22 protein-coding genes and 3 pseudogenes are annotated in these 24213 nt (G+C 51.9%); 20 read left to right on the top strand and 5 right to left on the bottom strand.

Annotation, left to right across the window (positions count from 1 at the left end):
• Positions 1–263 precede the first annotated feature (263 nt).
• The 8 genes from K3T82_RS25195 (at position 264) to K3T82_RS25165 (ending at position 9339) form a co-directional block, all read left to right on the top strand.
• Complete coding sequence (locus K3T82_RS25195) at positions 264–626, top strand: RNA polymerase sigma factor (RefSeq protein WP_220196309.1); 363 nt, start codon at positions 264–266, stop codon at positions 624–626.
• A 59-nt stretch (positions 627–685) separates the two neighbouring features.
• Positions 686–1057 carry a hypothetical protein gene (locus tag K3T82_RS25190; RefSeq protein WP_220196308.1) on the top strand — a complete coding sequence of 124 codons (372 nt, stop codon included), beginning with the start codon at positions 686–688 and terminating at the stop codon, positions 1055–1057.
• 165 nt (positions 1058–1222) lie between these two features.
• Positions 1223–3892 carry a LuxR C-terminal-related transcriptional regulator gene (locus K3T82_RS25185; protein ID WP_220196307.1) on the top strand — a complete coding sequence of 890 codons (2670 nt, stop codon included), beginning with the start codon at positions 1223–1225 and terminating at the stop codon, positions 3890–3892.
• 167 nt (positions 3893–4059) lie between these two features.
• On the top strand, positions 4060–4962 hold the full coding sequence (locus tag K3T82_RS25180; RefSeq protein ID WP_220196306.1) for an aminoglycoside phosphotransferase family protein: 903 nt from the start codon (positions 4060–4062) through the stop codon (positions 4960–4962).
• A gap of 16 nt (positions 4963–4978) precedes the next feature.
• Positions 4979–5824 (top strand): LLM class flavin-dependent oxidoreductase, encoded by an 846-nt coding sequence (locus tag K3T82_RS25175; RefSeq protein WP_220196305.1) that lies wholly within the window; start codon positions 4979–4981, stop codon positions 5822–5824.
• A 532-nt stretch (positions 5825–6356) separates the two neighbouring features.
• Positions 6357–6569 (top strand): PAS domain-containing protein, encoded by a 213-nt coding sequence (locus tag K3T82_RS49635; RefSeq protein WP_307811179.1) that lies wholly within the window; start codon positions 6357–6359, stop codon positions 6567–6569.
• Positions 6488–7816, top strand: a complete 1329-nt coding sequence (locus tag K3T82_RS25170; protein ID WP_307811148.1) for a sensor histidine kinase — start codon at positions 6488–6490, stop codon at positions 7814–7816. Before K3T82_RS49635 ends, K3T82_RS25170 begins: the two co-directional genes overlap by 82 nt.
• 524 nt (positions 7817–8340) lie before the next feature.
• The gene (locus K3T82_RS25165) at positions 8341–9339 is read left to right on the top strand and encodes a type I glyceraldehyde-3-phosphate dehydrogenase (RefSeq protein WP_220196304.1); all 999 of its coding nucleotides are present in this window, start codon (positions 8341–8343) and stop codon (positions 9337–9339) included.
• 179 nt (positions 9340–9518) lie between these two features.
• On the opposite strand, the pseudogene K3T82_RS25160 reads toward K3T82_RS25165, so the two are convergent.
• Positions 9519–9932: pseudogene (locus K3T82_RS25160) on the bottom strand (zinc-binding dehydrogenase); the annotation flags it as partial.
• A gap of 65 nt (positions 9933–9997) precedes the next feature.
• On the bottom strand, positions 9998–10459 hold the full coding sequence (locus tag K3T82_RS25155; RefSeq protein ID WP_220196303.1) for a hypothetical protein: 462 nt from the start codon (positions 10457–10459) through the stop codon (positions 9998–10000).
• A gap of 233 nt (positions 10460–10692) precedes the next feature.
• On the opposite strand from K3T82_RS25155, the gene K3T82_RS25150 reads away from it, so the two are divergent.
• From K3T82_RS25150 to K3T82_RS25130, 5 genes and pseudogenes are all read left to right on the top strand, one after another.
• Positions 10693–11118 (top strand): SRPBCC family protein, encoded by a 426-nt coding sequence (locus K3T82_RS25150; protein ID WP_220196302.1) that lies wholly within the window; start codon positions 10693–10695, stop codon positions 11116–11118.
• Positions 11111–11590: an EVE domain-containing protein gene (locus tag K3T82_RS25145; RefSeq protein WP_220196301.1), complete on the top strand. Its 480-nt coding sequence runs from the start codon at positions 11111–11113 to the stop codon at positions 11588–11590. Before K3T82_RS25150 ends, K3T82_RS25145 begins: the two co-directional genes overlap by 8 nt.
• Positions 11559–12032 carry a MarR family winged helix-turn-helix transcriptional regulator gene (locus tag K3T82_RS25140; protein WP_220196300.1) on the top strand — a complete coding sequence of 158 codons (474 nt, stop codon included), beginning with the start codon at positions 11559–11561 and terminating at the stop codon, positions 12030–12032. Before K3T82_RS25145 ends, K3T82_RS25140 begins: the two co-directional genes overlap by 32 nt.
• 47 nt (positions 12033–12079) lie before the next feature.
• A complete protein-coding gene (locus K3T82_RS49630) occupies positions 12080–13183 on the top strand; it encodes a DUF6585 family protein (RefSeq protein ID WP_307811147.1) in 1104 nt (367 codons plus the stop codon).
• A 164-nt stretch (positions 13184–13347) separates the two neighbouring features.
• Positions 13348–13472: pseudogene (locus K3T82_RS25130) on the top strand (IS5/IS1182 family transposase); the annotation flags it as partial.
• Between the two features lie 11 nt (positions 13473–13483).
• Here the strand turns inward: K3T82_RS25130 and K3T82_RS25125 are convergent.
• Positions 13484–13903 (bottom strand): winged helix-turn-helix transcriptional regulator, encoded by a 420-nt coding sequence (locus K3T82_RS25125; protein ID WP_220196298.1) that lies wholly within the window; start codon positions 13901–13903, stop codon positions 13484–13486.
• A 175-nt stretch (positions 13904–14078) separates the two neighbouring features.
• Here K3T82_RS25125 and K3T82_RS25120 point away from each other — a divergent pair, with 175 nt between their 5' ends.
• Positions 14079–14801, top strand: a complete 723-nt coding sequence (locus K3T82_RS25120; RefSeq protein ID WP_220196297.1) for an SDR family NAD(P)-dependent oxidoreductase — start codon at positions 14079–14081, stop codon at positions 14799–14801.
• Positions 14802–15119: 318 nt separating this feature from the next.
• The gene (locus K3T82_RS25115) at positions 15120–16157 is read left to right on the top strand and encodes a GNAT family N-acetyltransferase (RefSeq protein ID WP_220196296.1); all 1038 of its coding nucleotides are present in this window, start codon (positions 15120–15122) and stop codon (positions 16155–16157) included.
• Between the two features lie 135 nt (positions 16158–16292).
• Here K3T82_RS25115 and K3T82_RS25110 read toward each other — a convergent pair whose 3' ends face one another.
• Both K3T82_RS25110 and K3T82_RS25105 read right to left on the bottom strand, forming a co-directional pair.
• Positions 16293–17039: a response regulator transcription factor gene (locus K3T82_RS25110; protein WP_220196295.1), complete on the bottom strand. Its 747-nt coding sequence runs from the start codon at positions 17037–17039 to the stop codon at positions 16293–16295.
• Positions 17023–18189 carry a sensor histidine kinase gene (locus tag K3T82_RS25105; RefSeq protein WP_220196294.1) on the bottom strand — a complete coding sequence of 389 codons (1167 nt, stop codon included), beginning with the start codon at positions 18187–18189 and terminating at the stop codon, positions 17023–17025. Before K3T82_RS25105 ends, K3T82_RS25110 begins: the two co-directional genes overlap by 17 nt.
• A gap of 504 nt (positions 18190–18693) precedes the next feature.
• On the opposite strand from K3T82_RS25105, the gene K3T82_RS25100 reads away from it, so the two are divergent.
• From K3T82_RS25100 to K3T82_RS49625, 5 genes and pseudogenes are all read left to right on the top strand, one after another.
• Positions 18694–19632, top strand: coding sequence for a CPBP family intramembrane glutamic endopeptidase (locus K3T82_RS25100; RefSeq protein ID WP_220196293.1), 939 nt, complete (start codon positions 18694–18696; stop codon positions 19630–19632).
• A 962-nt stretch (positions 19633–20594) separates the two neighbouring features.
• A pseudogene (locus tag K3T82_RS50890) lies at positions 20595–20924 on the top strand (winged helix-turn-helix domain-containing protein); the annotation flags it as partial.
• A gap of 30 nt (positions 20925–20954) precedes the next feature.
• Positions 20955–22643: a LuxR C-terminal-related transcriptional regulator gene (locus tag K3T82_RS25090; protein ID WP_220196291.1), complete on the top strand. Its 1689-nt coding sequence runs from the start codon at positions 20955–20957 to the stop codon at positions 22641–22643.
• Between the two features lie 131 nt (positions 22644–22774).
• On the top strand, positions 22775–23494 hold the full coding sequence (locus K3T82_RS25085; RefSeq protein WP_220196290.1) for an FAD-dependent monooxygenase: 720 nt from the start codon (positions 22775–22777) through the stop codon (positions 23492–23494).
• Positions 23491–24075 carry an FAD-dependent oxidoreductase gene (locus tag K3T82_RS49625; RefSeq protein WP_220196289.1) on the top strand — a complete coding sequence of 195 codons (585 nt, stop codon included), beginning with the start codon at positions 23491–23493 and terminating at the stop codon, positions 24073–24075. Before K3T82_RS25085 ends, K3T82_RS49625 begins: the two co-directional genes overlap by 4 nt.
• The last annotated feature ends 138 nt before the right edge of the window (positions 24076–24213 follow it).

Here is a 24213-nt window from a genome sequence, read left to right as displayed (position 1 = left end):
ACATGTAACGAACATTCTCTCCATACGCAAGCGCCATCCTGTTCTTCTCCCTCAGCTGTTTCTACTCCCTCTCCTCAACTCAGCTTTCGCCATATTCCTGCCTCCAGCGAGACGAAAGATGGCATCCCCTTCTCTCTTGATCTGGATGCCTCCTCAACACGAGAGGGAAGGGCTTCCTCAACATACAAAGTACTGAGGTGTGTTAACATTTTTGCGAGCAGAGCGATTTATAAAGCAGAAAATGTTCATGCTGAGGGAATTGTATGCGCCAGATTCAAACGGAGGTTGGTTTTGATGACTCACCACTTGCACTTCTCTATGATCGTTACGCACATATCATTTTGACATATATCGCACGCTCTATTTCTTCAAAAGAAGATGCGGATGACGTATTGTTGGACGTATTTATTGTGGCGTTAGAGAATCAGGTCTGGCTGAACTGGAGCGAGGGAGAACAACTTGCCTGGCTCCGCCGCATCGCCTACAACAAGTCTATCGATTATTATCGACGCAACGCTCGTCACCCATTGGTCGCCTTAGAGCAGATCATTGCAACACACTTAAGTGATGACGAACACTCTCCAGAACAGATCGCGCTACGCATAGAATACTGGCTTCTGAAATAACGGACCTGGGTGGAGGAGCACAGATCTGGCATGATACGATGCTGCTGGCTGAGGGAAACATGCCAGTAAAAGCGTTCGCTCCTCCACCTACCGATGTTGTGCAAAAGGCCGTCGGCTACCCACAAAGGAACCTCAAGCAATACCAAGTCCCTAATGTTGATGCCTTGATCTGGCTGCCTAGCAGTGGTCTGATCGTCACCGGGGATAATAGTGGACAGATTGTGAGCTGGAATGTCACCAATGGCAAGACTGCTCATACCTACAAGCAACTTGATCCAAGGGTTATTTCACGTACCTGGGGATTGACCTGTACGCCTGATGGAGCATTCATCGCCGCTTGTTTTCTTACTGATAGCGCTTCTGAAAAACTCGTCCAAGTCTGGGAATCGCGGAGTGGGAAACGCCTTTTCCAATATCCTCCCGAAGGATAGGGGAAGTTGGAAGAGGGATGGCTGGCAAGAATTCCTTGTGGATCCTTTGGCAACTGTCTTCCGTTCAGTCTATGATAAACTAGACAAGATGAAACAACAGCAACCAAGCATCACAGCACTTTGAGCCGTGATAAATGAGATACGTTAGACAGATAGAGAGCAAGCATGCATCATATTGAACCAACACCTACCTCTTTTCTTGGCCGAGCGCAGGAAATCGCTGAGGTCGGTACAGTGCTCGCTGATCCCTCCTGCCGCTTACTGACGCTGGTCGGGCCAGGGGGAATCGGCAAGACCCGGTTGGCGATGGAAGCCGCCTCACTCCACCGTGCTTTCTTTCCTGACGGCGTCTTTTGGGTGTCGCTTGCTCAGCTCTCCTGGATCGACGATCTGCTGCCAGCCATTGCCGAAGCCATGCCGTTTCATTTTCAGCAGGGAAGTCGCAGCCCACGCGAGCAGTTTTTTGCGTATCTGCACGAAAAGCAGACAAAACAGGTTTTGCTGGTGCTGGATAATGTAGAGCATCTGTTGGATGGGGTTGATCTCCTTACCGATATCTTGGCAGCCACTACTGGCTTGAAAATCCTCGCCACCTCCCGTGAAGTGCTCAACCTCCAGGAAGAGTGGATTAGGCCGATTACGGGTCTCGCCTATCCTGATCAAGAAGAAGGCAAGGCAGCAGGCGATTACAGTGCCGTGCAGTTGTTTGTGGGACGCGCACGCCGGATACACGGTGACTTCGATCTGATCGAAGACGAGCAAGGTGTGGTAGACATCTGCCAGTTGGTGGAGGGAATGCCGCTGGCTCTTGAACTGGCGGCTGGATGGCTGGGGACACTCCGTCCCACCGACATTGCTCAGGAAATCCAACGCAATCTGGATCTGTTGGCAACCCGTGTGCGCAATCTGCCAGAGCGCCACCGCAGCATGCGTTCCGTATTCGATCACTCCTGGCAGCTGATGCGTGAAACAGACCGCGAGGTGTTCCAGAAGCTCTCCGTCTTTCGCGGCGGATTTACCCGCGGGGCGGCAGAAAGCGTGGCTGGAGCATCTCTCCCGACGCTGGCCAAGCTGATTGATCAATCGCTGGTGCGCAGGACCACCTCGGGACGCTACGAGATTCATGAACTGCTGCGGCAATACGGCGCGGAACGGCTAGGGGCGGCTGGCCAGGCGGCGGTCCAGCAAGTATACATCGACTACTATCTTGGTTTGCTGCATCGACTTGAGAGCGACATTAAAGCACACCAACAGGTCGCTGCGTTAGACGCCATTTCGACTGACTTTGAGAATGTGCGCCACGCCTGGCACCTGGCTCTTCAGCAGAGGCATGTTGTGATGCTTTCCCTGGCGGTCGAAAGCTTGCGTCTGTTCGCCGATATGCGCGGACGGTATCATGAAATCGTCGCCTTACTCCAGGCAGCAGTCGAGCAGTTCCCACCATCCCCCACAGAGGTGCAACACTTCCTATTCAGCCGCATTCAAGCACGGCTGATCCACCTGATTTTGCTAGGCAGCCTGCACAGAGAACAGGATCTACGCGTTCAGATTGACACCTGTCTGGCTACGGCACGTGCACGGCAGGATCAGGCAGAGATTGGATTCTGCTTGCTCGTTTCAGGTATTCTCGCTGTCTGGGAGGTAAATGGGAAACACTCACATTTCCCCACAAGGGCTGCAACGCTCTTTCAGGAAAGTACCGCTGTATTCGAGGCACTAGGTGATCCTTTCTGCCTGGCAGAAGCACTGAACTGGCTGGCTTGGGAGATACCATTGACCTCTGATGATGTGCATCTTTCAGGGCAGGTACTCCTCAAGCAAAGCCTCGACCTGCGGCGCGCGATTGGGGATCGCCACGGCGTCGCTTGGATTACGCTCAATCTCTCTTGTGCCTCACTTGACCAGCTCAATTACCTCGCCTATGAAGTCTATGCGCGAGAGGCACTCGTGTTGATGCGCGAAATGAGAAGCGCGAAAGGTACTCTTCAGGCCCTCTTCAATCTGGCCCAGGCAACCCTCTTGAAAGGTGAACTAGAAGAAGCCCTGGCTTTGGCCGAGCAGATGCGCGATCTGGCTCATGAGATTGACAACCTCGATGGGGCAAGGTTAGCAGCAGATCTGCGAGCATTTGTACTTTGCGTAATGGACGAATCCTATGCGGAAAGCGCGGCGCTGACGCAGACTGGCCGCTCCATTCCATTAGAGTTGTTTTTCGGCAATCAGTACAATCTGGGGAAGTGCTGGGGGCAGGCAGTAGTGGACTGCGGACAGAGTAAGTATGAAGACGCCCGGCTGAGTTACGCGACGTTCTTCTGGGGAAGAAGTAACTATCGATGCGACGATCCCGGCCCGGCAACGCTCTGCCTGGTCCTGGAAGCAGCTGCACTTGCCCATGAGGGCATGCTAGAGGCCGCTGCTGAACTGTTGGGCCTGGCTTTTCAGCAACCAAGCAGAGCCAGTGGGTGGCTGCGGCGATGGCCACTTGTAGCACGCCTGCGCGATGGCCTGAGATGCAAACTTGGCGAGGAGGTGTATCGAGCTGCCTGGGAACGTGGTGCTGCTCAGGATCTGGAGGCCACGGTTCGGTCAATCCTAGGCAATATGGGTAAGACTGCTCGCAAGAGCGCGAACCACACGTTGCTCGAACCGCTGAGCGAGCGGGAATTAGAAGTGCTCACTCTGATTGCCCAGGGGCTTTCCAATCGCGAAATTGCCCAGTGCTTGGTGCTGAGTGTAGGCACCGTCAAAGTCCATACGCGCAACATCTACAGCAAGTTGGGCGTAAGCAGCCGCACACAGGCGCTCGCACAAGCTACCAAATTTAAGCTTCTGTAGTTTCGCTGTATGACTGTTCTCAATCCTCCAGACACCTACCACTCCGCCCAGAAACAGAAATACCCCTGGTCTGTATGGCAGATTACCACTTTTGGCAGATCACACTACCACCACTGCTCATCTATACTAAGCGCATCAGAAATTCGCGCAAGAAGAGGAGAAAATTGATGGGTAAAATGCATGTCGATGAGGTGGAGATTGGTAGCACTCTCGTAAGGCGGTTACTCGCGGCCCAGTTTCCGCAGTGGGCGGACCTCCCCATCGAGCCGGTCCCCTCCGCTGGAACCAATAACGCGCTCTATCGGCTAGGCCCAGACCTGGCCGTGCGACTTCCACGCATCGAAGGTGCTACTGGACAAATGAGCAAAGAGCACCAATGGTTGCCGAGGCTTGCTCCGCATCTGCCGCTTGCCGTTCCTGTCCCCCTCGCTATGGGAATGCCCGGCGAAGGCTATCCCTGGCATTGGTCCATCTATCGGTGGCTCGAAGGTGAGAACGCGGAAAGACAACGTATTGTCGATGAAGACCAGGCGGCGAGTGATATGGCTCAATTCATTACTGCTTTACAGCGAGTCGATTCTGCGGGTTGGTCGTCCCCTGAGCTGCCCAGATCCTCTCGTGGGGGACCGCTTTCCATGCGGGATGTCCCCACGCGTACCGCCATCGCCCAACTTTCCGGCGTGCTCGATACCGACGCGGTGACTACGGCATGGGAGGCAGCCCTCCAGGTACCAGAGTGGCGCGGCGCACCCATCCTGACCCACGGAGACTTGTTACCAGGAAATCTGCTTGTCCAACAAGGCCGACTCAGTGCCGTCATCGACTTCGAGGGGTTGGGCGTAGGTGATCCCGCTTGCGACTTGATTGTTGCGTGGAGTCTGCTTTCCGTCCGCACGCGGGACATCTTCCGCGCAGCCCTATCGATTGATGACGCAACCTGGGCGCGAGGGCGAAGCTGGGCACTGTCCATCGGATTGATCGCCCTCCCCTATTACCAGAGTACAAATCCAGTGTTCGCTACCACTGCTCGCCGTATGATCACCGAGGTCCTCGCCGACCACCAAATATAGAAAAGGAGCATTATCTGTGAAATTTGCCATTGATATTCCCCACTTTGGTCCTTTTAGCAATCCTCACCTAGTCGCCGAATTGGCTCATGAAGCTGAGGAGGAGGGTTGGGATGGTTTCTTTCTCTGGGATCACATCAATTTCAAACACGCCGAATCGTCGGAACCCATAGCAATCGCTGACCCCTGGATTCTCCTGGCCGCGATTGCACTGCGCACGAAATCCATCAAACTTGGTCCGATGGTCACGCCGTTGCCGCGCCGTCGCCCCTGGAAGTTGGCACGTGAAACCGTCACGCTTGACTACCTCTCAGGAGGGCGTCTTATCCTCGGGGTTGGTCTAGGGGGCGACTACTATGGAGAATACCACGACTTCGGCGAGATAGCTGATGCCAGAATTCATGGAGAGAAGCTCGATGAGGGACTTGCCATCCTGACGCACTTGTGGAGTGGTGAAGAGTTCAACTATGAGGGAGAACATTATCATCTCAGCCGGGTACAATTTCTGCCTAAACCCCTTCAGCAACCACGCATTCCCATCTGGGTCGCGGGCAACTGGCCTCACAAAAAGCCTTTTCGTCGTGCGGCTCAGTTCGATGGGGTCTTTCCCCAGAAGAGCGGGAGTGAGGTCACTCCAGAGGATTTCCGAGAGATCCTTGGCTCTATCTCTATCCAGCGGACGCAAACAACCCCTTTCGATGCGGTTGCCTTTGGACTGACCAGCGAGACTGACAAAGCACGGGCTGGAGCACATGTGGCTTCATTTGCCCAAGCAGGTGCCACCTGGTGGTTGGAGCACTTTGCTCCCCATCACACTGTTGAGCAGATACACCAGCGTATTCACCAGGGACCACCGCGCTTTTGAGTGAGTTACCGCCCCAGAACTGCAAGAGGATCCTGATTCTGTGTTTTACATAGTGAAACCATGCAAACATTGTGCAATTACCACTATCGATCTGGTGTGGAAATCTGGTGAGAGGTATCAGAAATGATAGGGAAGAACTTTGCGAATTGTTCCAGTCATCCCCCATGAGGTCTGTCCATTGGATCCTTATGCCACTCGAAATATCATATCTACAAGCCATCAAACGGATCTCGGATCTTACTTGTTCGCCGTACTATAGCGAACATCTTTGCATAACCCGAGCGCCAGGTCGCACTCGCACACATGAATTGCTCTCCGATGATGAGATTGAAGTCTCTTTTCTACGACGCATACAATAAACTTAGAATAATGTTCTTTTTCTCAGCTTGCAGCGCAATTGAACATTGCCGAAAGAGATTATGTGGTGGGTAAAACGCACCATGTCACACAACGTAAAAAGAAACGGGGTGGAACGCCTACAGGGAAGCCCATTCCTTACTCCCGCTCTTTGAGGATCACACCCCACGATCAAATGCAATTTCGCCAGTTGAAAGCTATCTGGGAGTCTTTCCCAGAGGGTCTCATTGTCTGTGATCGCAACCAGAAGATTCTACGGATCAATGCCGCTGCTCGCACACTCTTTGAAGTGGCTTCCGAAGCCCAATGCAGCAGGTGGATCGCGTCTTGCCGGAAGAAACCTTCCTCCTCTCATCTCCGGTACTCTTCGTGGCCCAACAAGTGGTAGATGTCATCCAGTCTATCCTGAATTGTCACACTGTGGATATGCTCGCGCACGGTCATCGATCAGGCCATCTGTATTATGTCGTGGGAAGCGGCTATACTGCTGAACAAGAACAGTACTGGCGGGACATCGGGGGATATTTCCATCCCTCAGAAGTGCTTGGCGACGCGGCATACACTCGCCTGGGCACTAACCAAGAGGTAGTGATTGCGATGGATCGGTTGCACACCATTGCACGCCTCGGGAAACATTTGCCTTTTCCGGCGTCTCTTTGCTCTGCATCTCATGACACCGAGACCTTCCTGCTCGTTCCTCTGTTTCTGGAGCAGCAGTGTGTTGGGATGCTGATGGTCGCCAAAGCGAGTTCGGAAGAAGCGTACACGCCAGAAGAGATCGCGTTCGTGAAAGCCGTCACCGCGCAGACCATGCTGCTCATTGAGGGCATTCACGATTTCTCTGCGCAGGAAGGGAAAAAGAACCGAGCCCTTGCCCAGCAGGAAGTGAGTCGCCTGGCTGGCGAATTTCTGACCCTGGCCAGTCATGAACTGCGCACCCCACTGACGGGTATCATGGGCAATCTGCAATTAGCCCAGCGCCGATTGCAGACCTTCAAAGGGCAGCTTACTCCTTCGTCCGTTCAGGTCTGCGAACCCTTTGCCTATGTTCAGCAACCCCTCGCAGCCGCCTCGCAGAGTGCCCAACTTCAGCAGCAGATGATTAATGATTTGATCGATGATGCACGGATCCAGACCAATACGCTCCCATTCTCCCTGAGACCTGAGGATCTGGGCACTCTGCTCAGAGAGGTGGTGGTCGGGCAGCAACACGCTGCGCCTGAACCCCCCATCACGTTGGATGTTCCGCCTTTGGAACCAAAGGTGCCCATCCTCGCCGATGCGGGGCGGATCACGTACGTGCTCACCACCTTTCTGACGAATGCACGCACCTCTTCTCCCCCTGGGCGACCTGTCGAGGTGCACATACGGGTTGAGGAAGCGCTCGCCCGGGTCTCCGTCCACAACGAGGGAGCAGGCATTGCGAGAGAAGATCTTGATCATCTCTGGGAACGCTTCTATCGCACCAAAGGCAACGCCGTCCAGCATGAACTGGATCTGAGCTTCGGATTGGCCCTCTATTTGTGCCGGGTGTTCATTGAACGGCATGAGGGAAACGTTGGGGTGCAGAGTGCTCCTGGCGAGGGCGCCACGTTCTGGTTTACTTTGCCCATCACACCATCTCTAGGAAAATGAGACACGTTCCCTTGCCATCTAACTCAATCATTGTGAACACGCTGTAGAGGTAGAGAAGGAGCATATCCCAACATGAAACAGTTGTCTAGATGAGCTTGTCTTTTAGAACGTCAACACATCCGAGACAGCCCCGGTAAAACAGTGGCCAGTGATCCATCAGTGTTTGCAATTCTGTCTTCTTTGCTTCGCGTCTAAAAACGGCCCAACATGCCTGTTTGAGCAGCGCGAGCTGTACTCCTTGAAAGGCAGAACAGTCCTCCAGGTTCTCCAACTAATAGCACGGAAAATGCACATCCGTGCTCAGACGGGCCGCCTGGCTACTGACTCGGCGGAATTTGAGCAGTGGGTAAGGCCCGGCAAGCACTCTTTTTTCGTGGCTGTGCGACGTGATATTTGGCAGCAGCGCCAGAAACTGTGGAGAAAAGGGTTCCATTTTCTCGATATCTCCTAGTATACTTCTCGGTGAGATGTTTGTCCTCTTGCTTGAGAAGGACTTTCGCAAGACAAGATAAGGGAGATTATGTGTGAGTAACATTGCGATCTACGGTTTTGGTCGTATTGGACGTTCTATGCTCAAATCGGCATTGAAGCGGAATCTGTTCACACCCGTTGTGATTGCCGACATTAGAGATCTTGAGACGACAGCCGCCGTCTTTCAAGTTGATAGTAACTATGGCCGCTGGCATGAAGATGTCAGCACCAGAGAAAACAGTTTTCTGATAGGTGGGCGTGATATTCCCTATATTGATTCGTCCAAAGAAGTACCCGATTGGGGAGCGATGGGCATCGATCTGGTTGTTGACTGTACGGGTCGTGCCGTCACTCGCGCCGGAGCGCAGGTTCATCTTGACCGTGGCGCGAGGCGAGTGCTCATCAGCGCCGCGAGCAAAACCCTTCAGGATTGCGACGCCGTTCTGCTGCCTGGCATCAACATGGAGAGTTTTGATCCGCAGGCCCACAAAATCGTGAGCATGGCAAGCTGTACCACCAACGCCCTTGCCGCCGTAGTGAAAGTGATGCTGGAGCAATTTGGTATCCAGTATGGCTTATTCACAACGGTTCACGCGTATACCAACACGCAATCTTTAACCGACCAGCCCATGCGCGACCGGCGCGATTCGTGGGCGGCAGCAGAAAATATCATTCCTTCCTCCTCAGGCGCGGCGAAAGCCCTCAAGTTTATCTGGCCGGACCTGAAAATCACAGGCAAGGCGTATCGCGTCCCCATCAAGACCGGTAGCATCGCCGAACTCAATCTCATCACCGAACGCACGGTCACAGCGCAGGAAGTGAACGCCGCCTTTATCCAGGCAGCCAGCGAGGGGCCGTTGAAAGGGATTATGGATGTGCTGAAAGAGGAATGGGCATCAGCACGCATCGTCGGCGATTACCATTCTTCGATTATTGATCTCCCCCTGACCCAGGTGCAGGAGGGAAATTTTGTCTCGGTCGCGGCCTGGTACGACAATGAATGGGGATACGCTTCGCGCCTCGCCGAGACTGCGGCGAAACTCAGGAGCTAGCTAAAGGAGTGCACTACCACTGGGCAAGGCGGAGAGGGCATTTCCCCGCTTTGCCTGCGTGCGAACCAGATGGCCGTCGCCTGTGTGGTGCGCACATACGCTTTTGGAGATATGTCGATGATGACGAATCTCGTTGCCGATTTCACTTCTTCTCCGATCTCACGTTTTCTCGCTTGTCCTTACTTTGACCAGCGATTAATCGCGTGGCGTTCATCTATCGCGGCATAGGCATCGGCAATATGGTCAAGGTCGGTAGTGTAATCAAAGACGCGACCAGGTTGAATCTTGCCAGCGAGGACCCCATCAAGCAGTTCGGTCATGTAGGCACGAACCGGAACGGGACCACCGCGCATCCTAACATTACGATAGAATGTCCCTTCGGCAGGAATCTCTACATTGTTAGGCAGACCAACGCGACCAACTATGGCACTAGCCCGAGCAATCGCAAAGGCCGTCTGATTCGCTTCCATTGTCCCAACACACTCAAGCGCCACGTCCACACCGATGCTTTCAGTCAAAGCCAAAATGGTTTTGATTGCCTCATCACCGCGCTCCTCGGCAATGTCAGTTGCGCCAAACTCACGAGCAAGTGCTTGGCGCTCAGCGTGAAGTTAAGCCCCAATGGTACATTTGGGATGTGTCATATTTATTTGATAGTTTATTCCTCGACCTGTAAGGTGGAGAGGAAATAAGAAAGATTCATAGGGCCAGAAGCATAGTTGCCACCCCCATCGGAAGAGTCAGAATCAAGTTTGTAGATGTTGGGATTTTCTGGCTTGCTATTTGTATCAAGCAGCACATAGTAATTTCCACCATCCGCGATCCCAATCACAAACATGCCCGGATGGCTCTTGCAAAAGCCAAATTCGTCCATCCCTTCGCGATAAAACATGCCAGGCTCAAACATCCAGACCCAGACCCGGGCGCTATCATCATTTTTATAGCTCACGCTCTTTGGCCAGGCCACGTCTTGATAAAATTGGCGGATCGGTTCAGGAAGCACCTTCCCATCCACTGTAACCTGCTCAGGGTTCTCGCGTGGGTTATAGGTTGCACCAAGACGCTGAAGATGTTTGATAGCACTAGCGGAAAGGACGCCGGGAGGTAATTTATTTGCCAAAACAAAAGACTCCATTCTTTTTACTGGTACGCTTGTTGAAGCGTGCCTATATCTTCATTCTCCTGGGAGATTATGAGATCGGTAATCAGTAAAAAAAGGACTCATAAAGAAAGCCTGCCCCAGAACAAGGCGGTTTTCACATGTTCATCTTCTGGAACAATGGTCAACTTCTTGACATTTTTCATAAGTGCGCTTATAATAAGCGTGCTTATGAAAAGGAAGGACTTGCATTTATGTGGACTCTGACTGCAACTGCCCGCACTCGTGCTGCGGCTTCGCGTGTATGGGCCATCTATTGTGATGTCGCCAACTGGCCTCGTTGGGATCATGGGATGGCCTTCTATTGGCCTGATGGTCCCTTCGTAGTCGGTACTGCTGGCACACTACAACCTGTGGGGGGACCAGAACTGCCCTTTACAATCACTTACGTCGAAGAAGGGCGTCGCTTTGATGATCGTACTCCCCTTGGACCAGACCATGCCATCATCGCTCGCCATGAATTGACTCCTCTAGCTTCGGGGACTCAAATTACCCATATCATTGAAATCGAGGGCCCGGATGCGGAGTTCCTCGCTCAACAGATGGACTTTAAGCAAGAAGAATTAAACGATACCGTCGCTCATCTGGCCCGCTATGCTGAGGAGGACAACCATGACTGAGATCCGGTTCTGGATAGGTGTTGTCTCACATGAGCATGTACAAAGGGGGGTTGAGTTGGGCATTGCCCAATTCAACCACGGGAAGCGTGCCCCCGCTGCTCGCATGCGTCAAGGGGACTGGCTCATCTACTATTCTCCGCGCACAAGTTATCCATCTGGCGCTCCCCTGCAAGCATTTACAGCCATTGGGCAGATTACGTCCGAAACTCCTTACCAGGTCACGCTCCCTGATGGTTTTCAGCCGTTCCGTCATAACGTTCACTATCTTCCCTGTCGCCCAGTTCCCATCCAGGAGGTGCTTGAAGAACTGGCCTTTTTGCCGGATAAACGGTATTGGGGAGCGCGTTTTCGCTTTGGCCATCTCGCAGTGTCCCGCACGGATTTTCAACGTATAGCTCGCGCCATGGGTGTGAACGTTTCTTCTGGAAAGGAAGATGCCAGTGAAGCTCTCTCGTTTCGAACAAGCAAATGAGAGTTCGGGCTTTTTGCTCTGGCAACTGACCAATCTCTGGCAGCACCACATTCGCAGCGCGCTTGCGCCTTTGGGAATTACTCATGTCCAATTCGTGCTGTTGGCAAGCGTCGCCTGGCTAGAGCAGATGGAACAGTTGGTGAGCCAAGCGACCCTGTCTCGCCATGCCCGCACCGATATCATGATGACATCCCAGGTGGTGCGCACGCTCGAGGAGAAAGGATTACTCACCCGAACCATTCATCCAACCGATACACGTGCCAAGGCGGTCTCATTGACCGCAGAAGGGCGCGAGGTTGCGCGACGAGCAGTGGCCGTGGTTGAGAAAGCTGATGACCAATTTTTTCAGGAACTTGGTGAGCAAGCTCCAACCTTTCTGAGTTTGATGCATCGATTGATCGAAGTGGCAGGGTCGGCACAGACCTCTTCTGCTGAGTGGTAAAGAGAAGAGATGCTCAAGAGTCAGGGAACGGAGCAAGATGAGCGCAGATGCTTGCTCTGTTTGCCTCTCTTGCTCCTCTCCGTTTCTGCAGATGTGGAGATCGCAAAAAATTGAACGATCAGCATGAAAGTTGTCACACATCAGTCCCATCAACTTTCATAAATAGGAACACATGCTACTCCTTCTGCTACCAGGATTCACATGCTGATAGTGAGATACCAGTGGATCATCGGATATTTATGCATCTATCGATCAATGTGAGGCATTGTATATTCAGGTTGAGAAAGAAGCATATATACTCTCTCATATACACATCCTTACAGATACCATTCAAAGAAATAAATGACAGGGGCAAATCCATCTATGCGAATTTCACACAGCACGTTGCCACAGGGGATCTCTCGGCAGGCAACCATGCATCAGTTAGGAAAGGTTCGCGAGATCTACGAGCCACGCCACACCCATCCTCTAGCGATGGTAAGTACATTGTTGAGCATCATGATCGTTGCACTCATCATAGTAGTGGCTATCCTCATCTTTCCCCTCCCCATTCCACAGCATTATATATTCTATTCCGTCTCTCGGGAGCTCTCTTATTTGTTATTCCGGTTGTTCTTATTATTATATGGTACACGATACTTCTGCACAGGAACACGCGGGTGTATACCTTCAGCAACGGTTTGATATACAGCAAAAATGATCAGATGATCCCTCTCCGTTGGGAGGGCATCCAATCACTTTATCACAAGTGCGTCCAGGGAAAGGGAGGAGCTATACATACCTATACCATCCAGCTCTCCAACGGCCAGAAGATACTCCTGATAAACGAACTCAAAAAAATTACCCATCTGGGAGACATGATTGAGGATAAGACCGCGCGCTTCTGGCTACCGCAGGTGATAGGCGCCTACCAGAATGGTGATCCCATTCACTTTGGCCCTTTGACGGTGAATCAGAGCGGCCTCGACAGTGGGAAGGCACATATTCCCTGGGCGCAAATTCCTCGTCTGGTGGACACTCGTACATGTGTTGTTGCCGATCAGCGAGGCATCTTCCATAGGCTTTTGGTCAGAGTGGAGGATGTTCCGAATGCGGTTTTACTGCAACGTTTGGTGAATCAGATTGCCACGGCGAATAATTCCACGAGATGATCGCCCCATAAAGGCTCATCTTCTCACTGCTAACTCATAATGTTTTCTCTTTGCAAAAGCGCGTGGGACACCCCACACTAATCGTCATGACCTGGAGCACGTTGGGTGCAGCAAATTTTTGCATGGGGTTGTTCCAGAGAAAAACTCCGTGCTACAGAGGTGTGGGGAGGGAACCCGAACTGAGCGCAGCCATTTTAAACAGCCAATCCGTCAAAACCAGCTCCGTGAGAGGAGATGACCGTGGCTACGACGGTGGAAAATTTTTCAAGGCAGGAAACGACATCTCCTGGGAACGCTACTTTATCCTTTCACGTTTTTCGCGTACGTATCCTCAGAGTGAAGCGTATCGAAGAGTGCTTGAGTTGCGATGACTTGTTCGTAGTTCTCGACAATCCAGTGTTCAATCTGGAGGGCCAAGACACTCAATGTTTCTCCTAAAGGGGTCAGGCTGTATTCCACACGGGGTGGCACTTCATGATAGCTCCTACGCTCAACCACGCCTGCACGCTCCAACTCACGGAGCGTTTGCGTGAGCATTTTCTGCGAAATTCCCTGACCTCTTCGCATCATCAGACCCGTGCGCATCGGTCCTGCTTTGAGTAAACAGAGAATCAAGAGGGACCACTTCCCTCCAATGAGTTCCAAAATCTCGCGTGAGCGACAGTGTGCATTCAATGGTTCGGGCTTGTTTGCGCCGACCATTTCACTTTGTCTGGCCATAAATACCTCCTTCTCAACAGGTCTTGCATCACGCTCTCAATTATTACCAAAAGGTGCGTACTTGTCAATCAGAAACATTGATCTTAGACTGGATACTGTTGAGTTGCGAACGGACCGTCCAGGTTTGTTGGCAGATTAACATCGAGCCTTACAACAGAAGGAAAGAAGGATTCACATGAGTAAGAGAAACGTCGCGATTGTGACAGGAGCATCAAGTGGCATTGGGCTTGGTCTGACCCGTGCTTTGCTTGAACAGGAGTATGCCGTCGTCGCTACTTCCCGCACCATTACCACAGCGGGAGTGTTGATCGCATCTGAGCAGCTTGCCCTTGTAGAAGGCGATATTGCCCATGAGCAAACGGCGGCTTTGATCGTCGAGACAGCGGTGCAGAGGTTTGGCTGTATCGACCTCCTGGTCAACAATGCAGGCATTTTTATCGGCAAACCCTTTACTGATTATACTGCTGAAGATGTCAAGAAGCTTGTGGCGACAAATCTCTTTGGCTTTTTCTTTCTCACGCAACAGAGCATTCGCCAGATGCGAAAACAAAGATCGGGTCATGTCATCAACATCTCGGCGACTATTGCCGATCAACCTATCGTAGGTGCGCCAGCAGTCATTCCCATTCTCACCAAAGGGGGATTGAATGTTGCCACAAGAGCACTTGCTGTTGAATATGCACATGAGGGGATTCGGGTGAATGCCATTGCCCCAGGGACGATTGATACCCCTCTCTCGCAAAAAGGAGATCCTGAGTTTTTGAAACAGCTTCAACCAATGCAGCGAATAGGGACGGTATCGGAAATTGCTGACGCCGTACTGTATCTCACAGGTGCTTCCTTTATTACAGGTGAGGTCTTGCATATTGATGGGGGAGCACACGCGGGCAAATGGTAATCCCACGAGGCCTCCCTTAACATTGGGCCTATAAGATCCTTCTCTCTGGGAAGGTGAGTCTGGACCTGAGCAGTAGCCACAGTAGCCAAACCATCCATGAACATCCAGGGCAGTAATGGTGAGGAGTGCTTGTCCAATGGCTTCTTATAATGCTTCTGCAGTCGCATGTGGCAGCCTGATAATTGCCGCCATATGTAGTATGTTGTCTAATAGTGAGGCAAAATGGGAAGCCTTCCAGGAGCAGCAGGCCAAAATTATCGAGCAATCAAGCGCTCCTGCAGCGCTGGAATCACAGCATCAGTCGAAAGGATTCAAACGATGTCACATTCTCTGCTTTTTGTGAAGGATGTCCCTTCAACGATTCCTTCTATCGTCGCTCTCTGGCAACGACAAGAGCAGCGTCAACGGCAACTTGATCCATGCCTACATCCTGAACGGAGCGCGATGGAACTGGAAGACAGGGTTCAACATGGCCTTGAGGATGGCATCGTCATCCTGGGACCATCTGGACGCGTGCGTGGATATGTGCAACCAGGCATTTGGCCTCTTCCCGAGATGAGTCTCTTGCACGCCTTTCTAACCTCAAGAAACGGCATCACTCAGGCATTGGTCCTTTCTGATCCACAGGATGATGATGCTCATGACGTTGCTGAGATGGGGCTTCTCGCGCTGGCAACATTTTGGCATGTGCAGAGGACGACAGGTGAGCTGATTCGTTGGCCGAGCCATGATCGCTGGCTGGAGCCGTTGCTACTCTTGCATGGTTTTGCTCTTGATAGCGTCTGCGCCTTGCGTCGTGAACCCCTTCCGAGCGCATCTCATCCGCCGTCATCGTTCACGGTGCGCCATGCGCGCCCGGAAGATGAAGAGGCGCTAGTGGCTCTCTTCGAGGAAGAACTCACCTTTCATGAGCACTACACACCCTTTGTACGCAAGAGCCCACGTGTGTTGCGCGCATTTCGTGCAAAGCTGGCGTGCATCTGGGAGGGGAGGAGTCTCGTTGAAGGGGCACCAGCGGTTCTGGTAGCAGATGCAGCAGGAGCCGTCATTGGGATGGCGGAGAATACACTCGTTGAGATCGGAAACACGGATGAGCCTGGCTTCACGCCATCTGGGCATTATGGGTGCCTGGATAATGTTTGCGTGACCGCATCCTCTCGTGGGCAAGGTGTTGGTCGTCATCTGGTGCAAGCCTCTTTTGACATGTGGACAGAAATGCGGCGGCTTCTGACCTTGGATGGATACCTGCTCTGGTACAATCCTGACAATCCAAGTGCTGCGCACTTCTGGTCCCGGTGTGGCTTTGAGCCATTGTGGACGACCTATCAACGCTTGCATGCTCCTTCTGTAAAATAGCGGAACAGTGAGTCGCCCTGTCCAGTTTCTTGAACTATAATGATACTTATGGCTCTATGTCCTGATGATGGCGTGTGTCTTTTTGCCTGGAACGTCAGCTTCATTCTTCCGTACCAGCTTCATTTTTTCAGGCTCTTAGAGAAGACCGCGTTCACGCGCATACATCACGGCTTGCGTTCGGTCTCGCAGGCCCAGTCGGCTGAACACATTGGACAGATGATTTTTCACGGTTCCCTCGCTAATCACCAGACACTCAGCAATTTCTCGATTGGTTGCGCCTGTTGCAATGAAGCGCAAGATCTCAATCTCGCGCTTCGTCAAATCTCCTAGACTGGTCTCCCCGAATGCGCTGTTGGCTCGTCGTCCCGTAGAAATGGGAGAGGAAAGATCACCTGGATCATTTTCCATCTCGCTAGCCTTCCTGCTCGTCGATGGAACGAACGAAGAAACCACTTTGCCAGCAATTGATGGGTCGAATTGATAGATACCTTGAGCGGCTGCACGAACTGCCAGAGCCAAGTCAGACGCCGGAATATCTTTGAGTAAGTAGCCGTGTGCCCCTGCTTGCAAAGCGTCCTGGATGTACTCGTCATCGTCAAAGGTCGTAAGCATAAGGATGTGGCAAGAAGGAAGCTGGCGGCGAAGCTGGATTGTTGCTAACACGCCATCCATAATTGGCATACGAATATCCATCAAGATTACATTCGGCTGCCAGTGAAGAGCAGCCTCAAGCGCCTCCTGTCCATTGGCGGCTGTTGCCAGAACTTCTATGCTGTCCTGGACTTGTAAGAGCGATGCGATGCCATCACGTACCAATTGCTGATCATCGACCACCAACACACGCACTGGAGGGTCATGTCTTTCGCTAAGCTTCATCATCATACCCATTCTTTTCTGTTTGGATATGCTCGCTTTGATGCGTAGCCGAACCTGCTTTGGGTAGAGTCACTAACAGATGGGTTCCGTGACCAGGGGAACTGTCCAGATGGAAATGTCCACTGACCAGGGCTATTCGTTCCCGCATCCCTTGTAAGCCATAGCCAGATGTGCTTTCTGCCACTTTTCGCTGGACAAGTTCTGGATTAAATCCCCATCCATTATCGCATATCTGCAGGCGAGCTTCTTGTTTATCAAACTGGAGCATCACCTCGATCTTTTCCGCATGAGCATGCTTCTGAATATTCGTAAAGGCTTCCTGAGCTACTCGATAGAGGGTCAGGCGTATTTCCTGGGAAAAGTCAGCTTCATCTCCCATAGTGTGGTAGTCCACGGCGAACTGGCTCGTGTACAACTGTTGGATCAAGAAGGTCATACCCCTGACGCAGGAAAAGTCTTCCTGGTTCAATCGGAGCGCACGTACAGAACCACGCACCTCCTGGAGCGCTTCTTTGGCCACCTGTTTCGCCGCCCGAACCGCCTGAATGGTTTCCTGAGAGGACACTTCATGATAGACCAGCGCTTTTTCCAACTGGACAGTGATGGCCATGAGGGAGTGTCCAAGGCCATCGTGAATGTCACGAGCAATTCGATTGCGCTCCTTGAGCGTAGCAAGTTCAGCCACCTGCTCAGCATAAACGGTGAGTTGTTGATGGGAACATGCGATCTCTTGCAGTAACTGTTCTGCCTGCATACGGCTGGCTTTTTCCTGGGTGACTGTTCGTGCCATGGTCAGCAAAAATACCAGAGCGAAGCAGAAGAGGGTAGCCGTCCAGAGGCTACCCAGATTGGTATACCAGTGGAATGAAAAGAGCGTTTCCTGACCAAAATAGACGCCCCCAGCAAGGAGAGCTATCCAGAAGCCAATCCTGTGCCCAAAAGAGAGCGTGGCCAGGTAAGGCGGGATCAAATACAGTATGTCAGCATAGTTGAGGGGAAGGAGGTAGAAGCGCTCAAGTTGGACCGCCCCTTCAATCAATAGGATACGGATGATCAACAAGATGCTGGCCATTCGCTTCGGAACTTCCTCTCCATACCTACGATACTCCATGCGATCGATTGAGAGCAAAGCCAGGATAACAATGGTGATCGCCACCGTCAGTTCTATAGCTCTGGCCTGAGAAACACAAGAACATCTGATTCCCAGCTTGAAGAAGGAAATGCCCAAGATGCCAAGATAGAGGGAAGAGGACACCCAATCGAACGGTTTGGGAGCCAGCCACCAAAGAAGTCGCCTCTGTTCGGGAAATCGCATTGATCTGCGTGACGATACCATTTCTTGCATCCTGGAGTATTCACCTTTCGAGTCTATAGCCAGCCTGGCCCATACAGCTTGTTTTGAAACAAGCATAGATGAAAAGGAGCAAGCGCACAATATGCCATTCGTCACAGCGTCAGGATCAATAGGCATAGGATGATTGGTTCTTCACCTCTAGCAACATCATTTCTTAAAAATGGCTCTTTAGGCTGTCACAATATCCCTTTTTTCACTCCATCCTCCTCGCTGTTTCTACCTATACTTGTTGAGCGTGAGAGAACCTTCCTCACTATCTAGAATATCAAGCTGTACGCTTCATCGAAGAGAGAAAGAAGAAAACGCATGTTAAGCACAACACATATTTCTCCCAGACGTACCTGGCTCCAGAATCATTCGCTGCTTGCTTACTTCCTCCTTGCCTTTGGGATCAGTTGGCTCTTCGAACTCCCTATTACCCTTTCCCAGTCTGGCATTGGCCTGCTTCCCTATCATCTTCCGCCGCTTCTAACAAGCCTCACACCGGGGGTGCCGCTCGGACCAACCGGTGCGGCCTTTATCCTAACAGCCCTGTTGGAAGGAAAGCCCGGAGTGATCCGTTTACTCAAGCGCTATATCCAGTGGCGTGTCTCCCTCAAATGGTACCTCTTAATCCTTCTTGGATGCCCACTGTTGTTGGCGCTGGCGGTCAGTCTCTTCTCCACACCACGTCTCCAGAATCTGCCCACTTTCCTGGGGTCGTATCTCATGCACGTGCTGTTCGCTCTCTCGCTCAATTGGGAAGAGGGAGGATGGCGTGGCTTCGCACTCCCTCGCTTGCAAAAGCAAGCCGGTCCTTTATTAGGAACGATCGTTCTGGGCATCTTATGGGGAATTTGGCATCTACCGCTATCGCTTATTCCGGCACAAAACCCAATGGGCTCTGCAATCACGCTTTCCTTGCCCCTGTTTTGTCTCTTTTTGTTTCAGACGACAGCGAAATCGGTCAGCTATACCTGGCTCTGGAACAATACAGGTGGCAGCCTGCTCATTGCTACTCTCTTTCATGCTGCTGCCTCTCTCAATGGACATGATCTAGACCAACTCTTTGGGAAGGTAAATGCCGTGGTTCCCTCGTTTGCCACTGCTATCGGCTTTGGGGGAGTGGCGCTTCTCATCATCATTCTGACAAGAGGGACGCTTTCCTACAAACCTAACGAGACAATTCTTCCGGGCGATGAGAAATCAGCTATTGAAAACAGGGTGGCATTCCTCACCTCTGTTGATGGGGAGAGGGAATATTGAGAGAGGACTCGATAGGGCTGGTGAGCATCACGATACGCGGAAAAGTTGCCCTACGCATCATAGAGTAACTTTTTTCCTCTCGCCTGTATGCAGAGTCATTAAGGGGAAAACAGAGTGAAGCCATCTCGCCCGTTTTCCTTGTAAGTTAGTGAAAAAGTGGTATGCAGACTCTTCGAATTTACATTACCTGAGCGTAACCTGTCGCATCTAGAGCAGTTTTTCGATGTAACAAATCGTTGGACTGCTGGACACCTGTGAATTATACCTTCTCCCTTGTCAAAACGGATGACAGGCAATTTCGGGATGACATGCTCTACACGCATGCCTTCAGCCTTGTCTGATAAATAGTACGACCATCAGGAGCCTTTCAATCTTGGTAAAATTGAAAGGCTCACATACTTTATAATCCAAGAGCCTCTATTGTGTTCAAGACTCTCCTGCGCATGCCGATCGGCTTTCAACTTATGCCAGGCTTTACGTACAATCCCAAAGTGGCACTCACATTGGGTAAGGGATGTGCTGACGAGGTCTCATACATAGAAGGTTTTTATGTTGGGACCCCGATTAGAATGGTCAGTGGAAACAATGGAGACGGGCCCCAGGCTTCTGGCAACGCTTTATAGGCAACTTTCACCCAGGCGGCAGAACCATCACTGCTCGCTGGGAGATCTCTTCTGGCTGAGAGCATTGGGAACGGAACTTCGACTTGACGTATATGAAGGTCAGCTAGGCTACACGGTTTACAGCCGTCCCCTCCGCCAGATGCAAGGGAGAGGTGCAGCGATGTCCTTTTTCTCTGGATCAATACGAAGGACGAGAATAGTCTGGATGCACACATAAGCCTTGCGTGGTCGCCCAGGTTTTTCCCAAGGGGACAACTTGACGCAAACCTCAGGTGATGCGTCAGTTGCCAAACGATACCCCTTCCTGCTACACTAAATACAACACGATAACAGTGTAGGATAAGTCAAGATGAACAGCTTGAAGGATGGGCTGCGGGACTACGACTCTTCACGCTTGGTTTCCAGGATCATACTCATCTTGACGATGTACAGCAATTTCTCTCTTCCTTTACAGGTCGCCACCACTATCTGCTCGATTACTTTATTACGGAGGTCCTGAACGCACAGCCTGCAAGCATACAAGCATTTCTACTTCAGACCAGTATTCTTCAGCGGCTCTGCGCACCTCTTTGCGATAGTGTCACTGAAAACACGGGGAGTGAGCAGATCCTGACAGAGATTGAGCACACTGGTCTGTTTCTCCAGGCGCTTCCAGGTTCGGAAGGCTGGTATCGCTATCATACATCCTTTGCTGAGGCGATGCAAAAAGAGGCCCGGCGCTGTCTGGGGGAAGCGCGCTTCTCGCTCTGTCTGCAGCGAGCACAAAGCTGGTTTGAGCACAATGGAATGCTGGAAGAAGCTATCGTGCTAGCGCTCCAACGCCGCGCCTACACAGATGTCCTTACACTGCTTGAGCGATTACTAGAACCCTTTAACACGTTTCGTGAGTACATCTATGCCATTAAACGCTGGCTGCAACTAGTGCCCGGAGATCTTCTTGCTACTTCACCGCGACTCTGCTTTGTATATGCCTCCGCTCTCACATTCAGTTCAAACTCGGATCAACTCGAAGCATCAACCTTTATCCACGTTATGAGACTCTTGCAATATGCTGAAGATCAATGGCAAGCCCAACAGCAGATCACATCCCTGGCCGAGGTCTATGCCTTGCGCGCTATGATCTTCATTCGTCAAGGGAAGATCTCACAGGCAGCACCTGACGCACACAAGGCGCTTGATATTCTTTCACCGCAACAATCCATCTGGCGTGTGATCTGCCAGTCAACGCTGGCCCTAGAAGCTCGCTGGCTCGGGCATTTTCAATCCGCCTATCAGGCCATGCTCTCAGGGATTTCTACATTTGGAGATACACAAGAACAGGAAGGAGCCATCGTGCTCAGGCTGCTTCTGGGAGAACTCTGCATTGAACAGGGACTACTCTCCAGGGCTGAAGAACTCTTTCAAACGGTTCTGCGTGAAGCGAGAGAGGGCTCGAATGACCAGGCCAGAGCACTGGCAGGAATGGCACAGCTCGCTTATGAACATAATCACTTGACCAAGGCAGAACAACAAGCAAAGCAAGCGCTGGCGATCAGCACCTCCATCAATGATCGGCTCTTGCAAGTCCAGGCAACGTTGCTTCTAGCGAGGATTGCTGCTGCCTATGACAAGAGACAAGAGGCTATTAAAATGCTCCAGGCCTTATTGATTCACCTCGATCCCACCCAATTTCTGCAGCAATATCGCGAGGTCTCACTCTGGCTGACGAACTGCGCGTTCTCCGCAGGTGATACCGCCTCTGTTCAACGCTGGCTCAGTTCACTTACCGACGAGACTCCCCCCTCCATTTCGCGATTTCAGCAAGAGCGAGAGGTATTGATGCGGGCTCGCTTGCTTTTACACAACGGCGCAGCCCAGGACGTAGTGACTCTGCTCAAGCCCTGGCAGGAAGAGGCTGTGTCGAACGAACGCCTGCGCAGCATACTTGAGATTGATCTTTTACTGAGCCTTGCCTATTTTCAACGGAAACAGCCCCAGGAGGCCAGAAAGCAGTTCAGTGAGGTTATCCAGCTTGCGTATTCCGAACATTACCTGCGTTTGTTCCTCGATGAAGGGGAGATTGTCGCCTCGCTGTTCTCTGCACAGCTCAATACTACGCGCGAAAAATCGCTTCAGACCTATATCCGTTCTATTCTACAAGCCTTTGACAGCAGGCAGGTGCATCCCAATATACCATCTTCTGACCTTGCTACCTTGCTTGCCTCATTAAGCCCGCAAGAACGGCAAATCTTACGCCTGCTCGCAAACGGTATGGAGCGACAGGAGATTGCCGAGCACCTGGTAATCAGCCTCAATACTGTCAAAACGCATTTGCAGCGCCTCTATCAGAAGCTCCATGTGACCAACCGCTTTGAGGCGGTCGAAATTGCTCGCCAGCTTGACCTCTAGTTTCACCCCTTGATTCACCCCTGTGGGTGACACGCCTCACCCTGCGCTGAAACTATACTCTAGACAACGAGAACACACGATGCCGCTCGAGAGTAAAAATGGACATAAGTACACATATAGGGGTTTCATACATGTCTCAGAAATCTTTTCACGTCATGGTTATTGGTGGCGGTCTGGGCGGACTTTGCCTGGCTCAGGGACTCAGAAAAGCGGGCATCAGCGTTGCTGTTTATGAACGTGATCGGACCCACAACGAACGCTTACAGGGGTACCGCATCCATATCGAGGCAATGGGCAATCGCGCTCTGCACGACTGCCTGCCTCCTCATCTTTTCGACGCCTACATCAAGACCACCGGGAGCGCGGGCACGGGCCTGCTGATGAGTGATGAGCAACTCAATCATCTGATGGAATTTGCCGTAGATTTGACCAAACAGAACAATCTGCTTGAATCATCTCGCTCGGTCAGTCGCATCACCCTGCGCCAGGTGCTACTGGCGGAACTGGATGATGTTATCCAGCTCGATAAATGCTACTCACACTATCAAGAAAACGCTGATGGATCGGTGACCGCTTTCTTTGCGGATGGCTCAAGCGCGACAGGCGATCTACTGGTAGCAGCCGATGGGGGCAATTCCCGTGTCCGCCAGCAATTCCTGCCCCAGGCCCAACGCGTTGAGACCGGGACAGTAGCTATCATGGGCAAAGTGGCCCTGACCCCGAGGTCCACTCACTGCTCGTCGCTAACCAGCTCGATTGGGCAACCATTGTGCTTGGACCCAAAGGACGTGGCTTCTTCTCTGCCGTCCACAACCTCAGTAGCAAGGCCGGGGAGCGGATCTGGGGCATGATTGGGGCCAACGAGGAAGCCTTGCTGGGGGAGGCCAGCACGCTGTTCGAGAATACCAACGATTATTACTTCTGGGCTTTCCTCACAAGACAGAAGAACTACCCAATGCAAAGAGATCTGCAACAACTGCCAGGAGGCGAGCTGCTCCAGATAGCTCAGGACATGATAGGCGATTGGCATCCGACGCTGCGACACCTAGTTAGCCTGACAGATCAGAGCACAGTTATCGCAACGCCCTTGCGCATCGCTACAACCATTGCGCCCTGGGAAAGCCAAAACATCACACTGCTCGGCGACGCTATTCATAGTATGCCTCCCACGCGCGGGATCGGAGGTAACACGGCCCTCAGAGATGCTCAGTTGCTTTGCCAGAAACTGATCGCAGTAGCAAGACAAGAGAAAACCATGTCTGGAACTCTTAAAGAGTACGTCACCGAAATGCTCCACTACAGTTTTGCCGCCGTCAAGAGTTCAAAGCAATCGTTGGAGATGATTGTGATGGAAAATTCCGTTGGCCGCGCACTTACAAAAACTGCTTTACGTTCTGTCAATCTCTTCACTTCGCGCAAGAAGAGTTCATAGGCATTTTAAGCAAAAAGTGCTTTGTCAAAGCTCATTTGATACCCTGGGAGTGAGGATCAGACGGAGGTAGGCATGACTCATCAGGCAAAGGTGACTCTTCAATGCGACTACGAGCGCTACAAGCGTTCCTGGGAAAAG

Origin of the sequence: Ktedonospora formicarum (genome assembly GCF_016587355.1) — a bacterium.
GTDB lineage: Bacteria > Chloroflexota > Ktedonobacteria > Ktedonobacterales > Ktedonobacteraceae > Ktedonobacter > Ktedonobacter formicarum.
Note: the sequence above shows the minus strand (reverse complement) of the source record. Positions and strands in the feature narration are given on the sequence as shown.

Excerpts from the sequence above, each read along its gene's own strand:
- K3T82_RS25115 (WP_220196296.1), top strand. The coding sequence starts at position 15,120 with ATGTCACATTCTCTGCTTTTTGTGAAGGATGTCCCTTCAACGATTCCT.
- K3T82_RS25085 (WP_220196290.1), top strand. The coding sequence starts at position 22,775 with ATGTCTCAGAAATCTTTTCACGTCATGGTTATTGGTGGCGGTCTGGGC.
- K3T82_RS25110 (WP_220196295.1), bottom strand. The coding sequence starts at position 17,039 with ATGATGATGAAGCTTAGCGAAAGACATGACCCTCCAGTGCGTGTGTTG.
- K3T82_RS25195 (WP_220196309.1), top strand. The coding sequence starts at position 264 with ATGCGCCAGATTCAAACGGAGGTTGGTTTTGATGACTCACCACTTGCA.
- K3T82_RS25125 (WP_220196298.1), bottom strand. The coding sequence starts at position 13,903 with ATGGCCAGACAAAGTGAAATGGTCGGCGCAAACAAGCCCGAACCATTG.
- K3T82_RS49630 (WP_307811147.1), top strand. The coding sequence starts at position 12,080 with ATGCTTGCTCTGTTTGCCTCTCTTGCTCCTCTCCGTTTCTGCAGATGT.
- K3T82_RS25185 (WP_220196307.1), top strand. The coding sequence starts at position 1,223 with ATGCATCATATTGAACCAACACCTACCTCTTTTCTTGGCCGAGCGCAG.
- K3T82_RS25120 (WP_220196297.1), top strand. The coding sequence starts at position 14,079 with ATGAGTAAGAGAAACGTCGCGATTGTGACAGGAGCATCAAGTGGCATT.
- K3T82_RS25090 (WP_220196291.1), top strand. The coding sequence starts at position 20,955 with ATGCAAAAAGAGGCCCGGCGCTGTCTGGGGGAAGCGCGCTTCTCGCTC.
- K3T82_RS49625 (WP_220196289.1), top strand. The coding sequence starts at position 23,491 with ATGATTGGGGCCAACGAGGAAGCCTTGCTGGGGGAGGCCAGCACGCTG.
- K3T82_RS25170 (WP_307811148.1), top strand. The coding sequence starts at position 6,488 with ATGCAGCAGGTGGATCGCGTCTTGCCGGAAGAAACCTTCCTCCTCTCA.
- K3T82_RS49635 (WP_307811179.1), top strand. The coding sequence starts at position 6,357 with ATGCAATTTCGCCAGTTGAAAGCTATCTGGGAGTCTTTCCCAGAGGGT.
- K3T82_RS25150 (WP_220196302.1), top strand. The coding sequence starts at position 10,693 with ATGTGGACTCTGACTGCAACTGCCCGCACTCGTGCTGCGGCTTCGCGT.
- K3T82_RS25145 (WP_220196301.1), top strand. The coding sequence starts at position 11,111 with ATGACTGAGATCCGGTTCTGGATAGGTGTTGTCTCACATGAGCATGTA.
- K3T82_RS25180 (WP_220196306.1), top strand. The coding sequence starts at position 4,060 with ATGGGTAAAATGCATGTCGATGAGGTGGAGATTGGTAGCACTCTCGTA.
- K3T82_RS25190 (WP_220196308.1), top strand. The coding sequence starts at position 686 with ATGCCAGTAAAAGCGTTCGCTCCTCCACCTACCGATGTTGTGCAAAAG.
- K3T82_RS25100 (WP_220196293.1), top strand. The coding sequence starts at position 18,694 with ATGTTAAGCACAACACATATTTCTCCCAGACGTACCTGGCTCCAGAAT.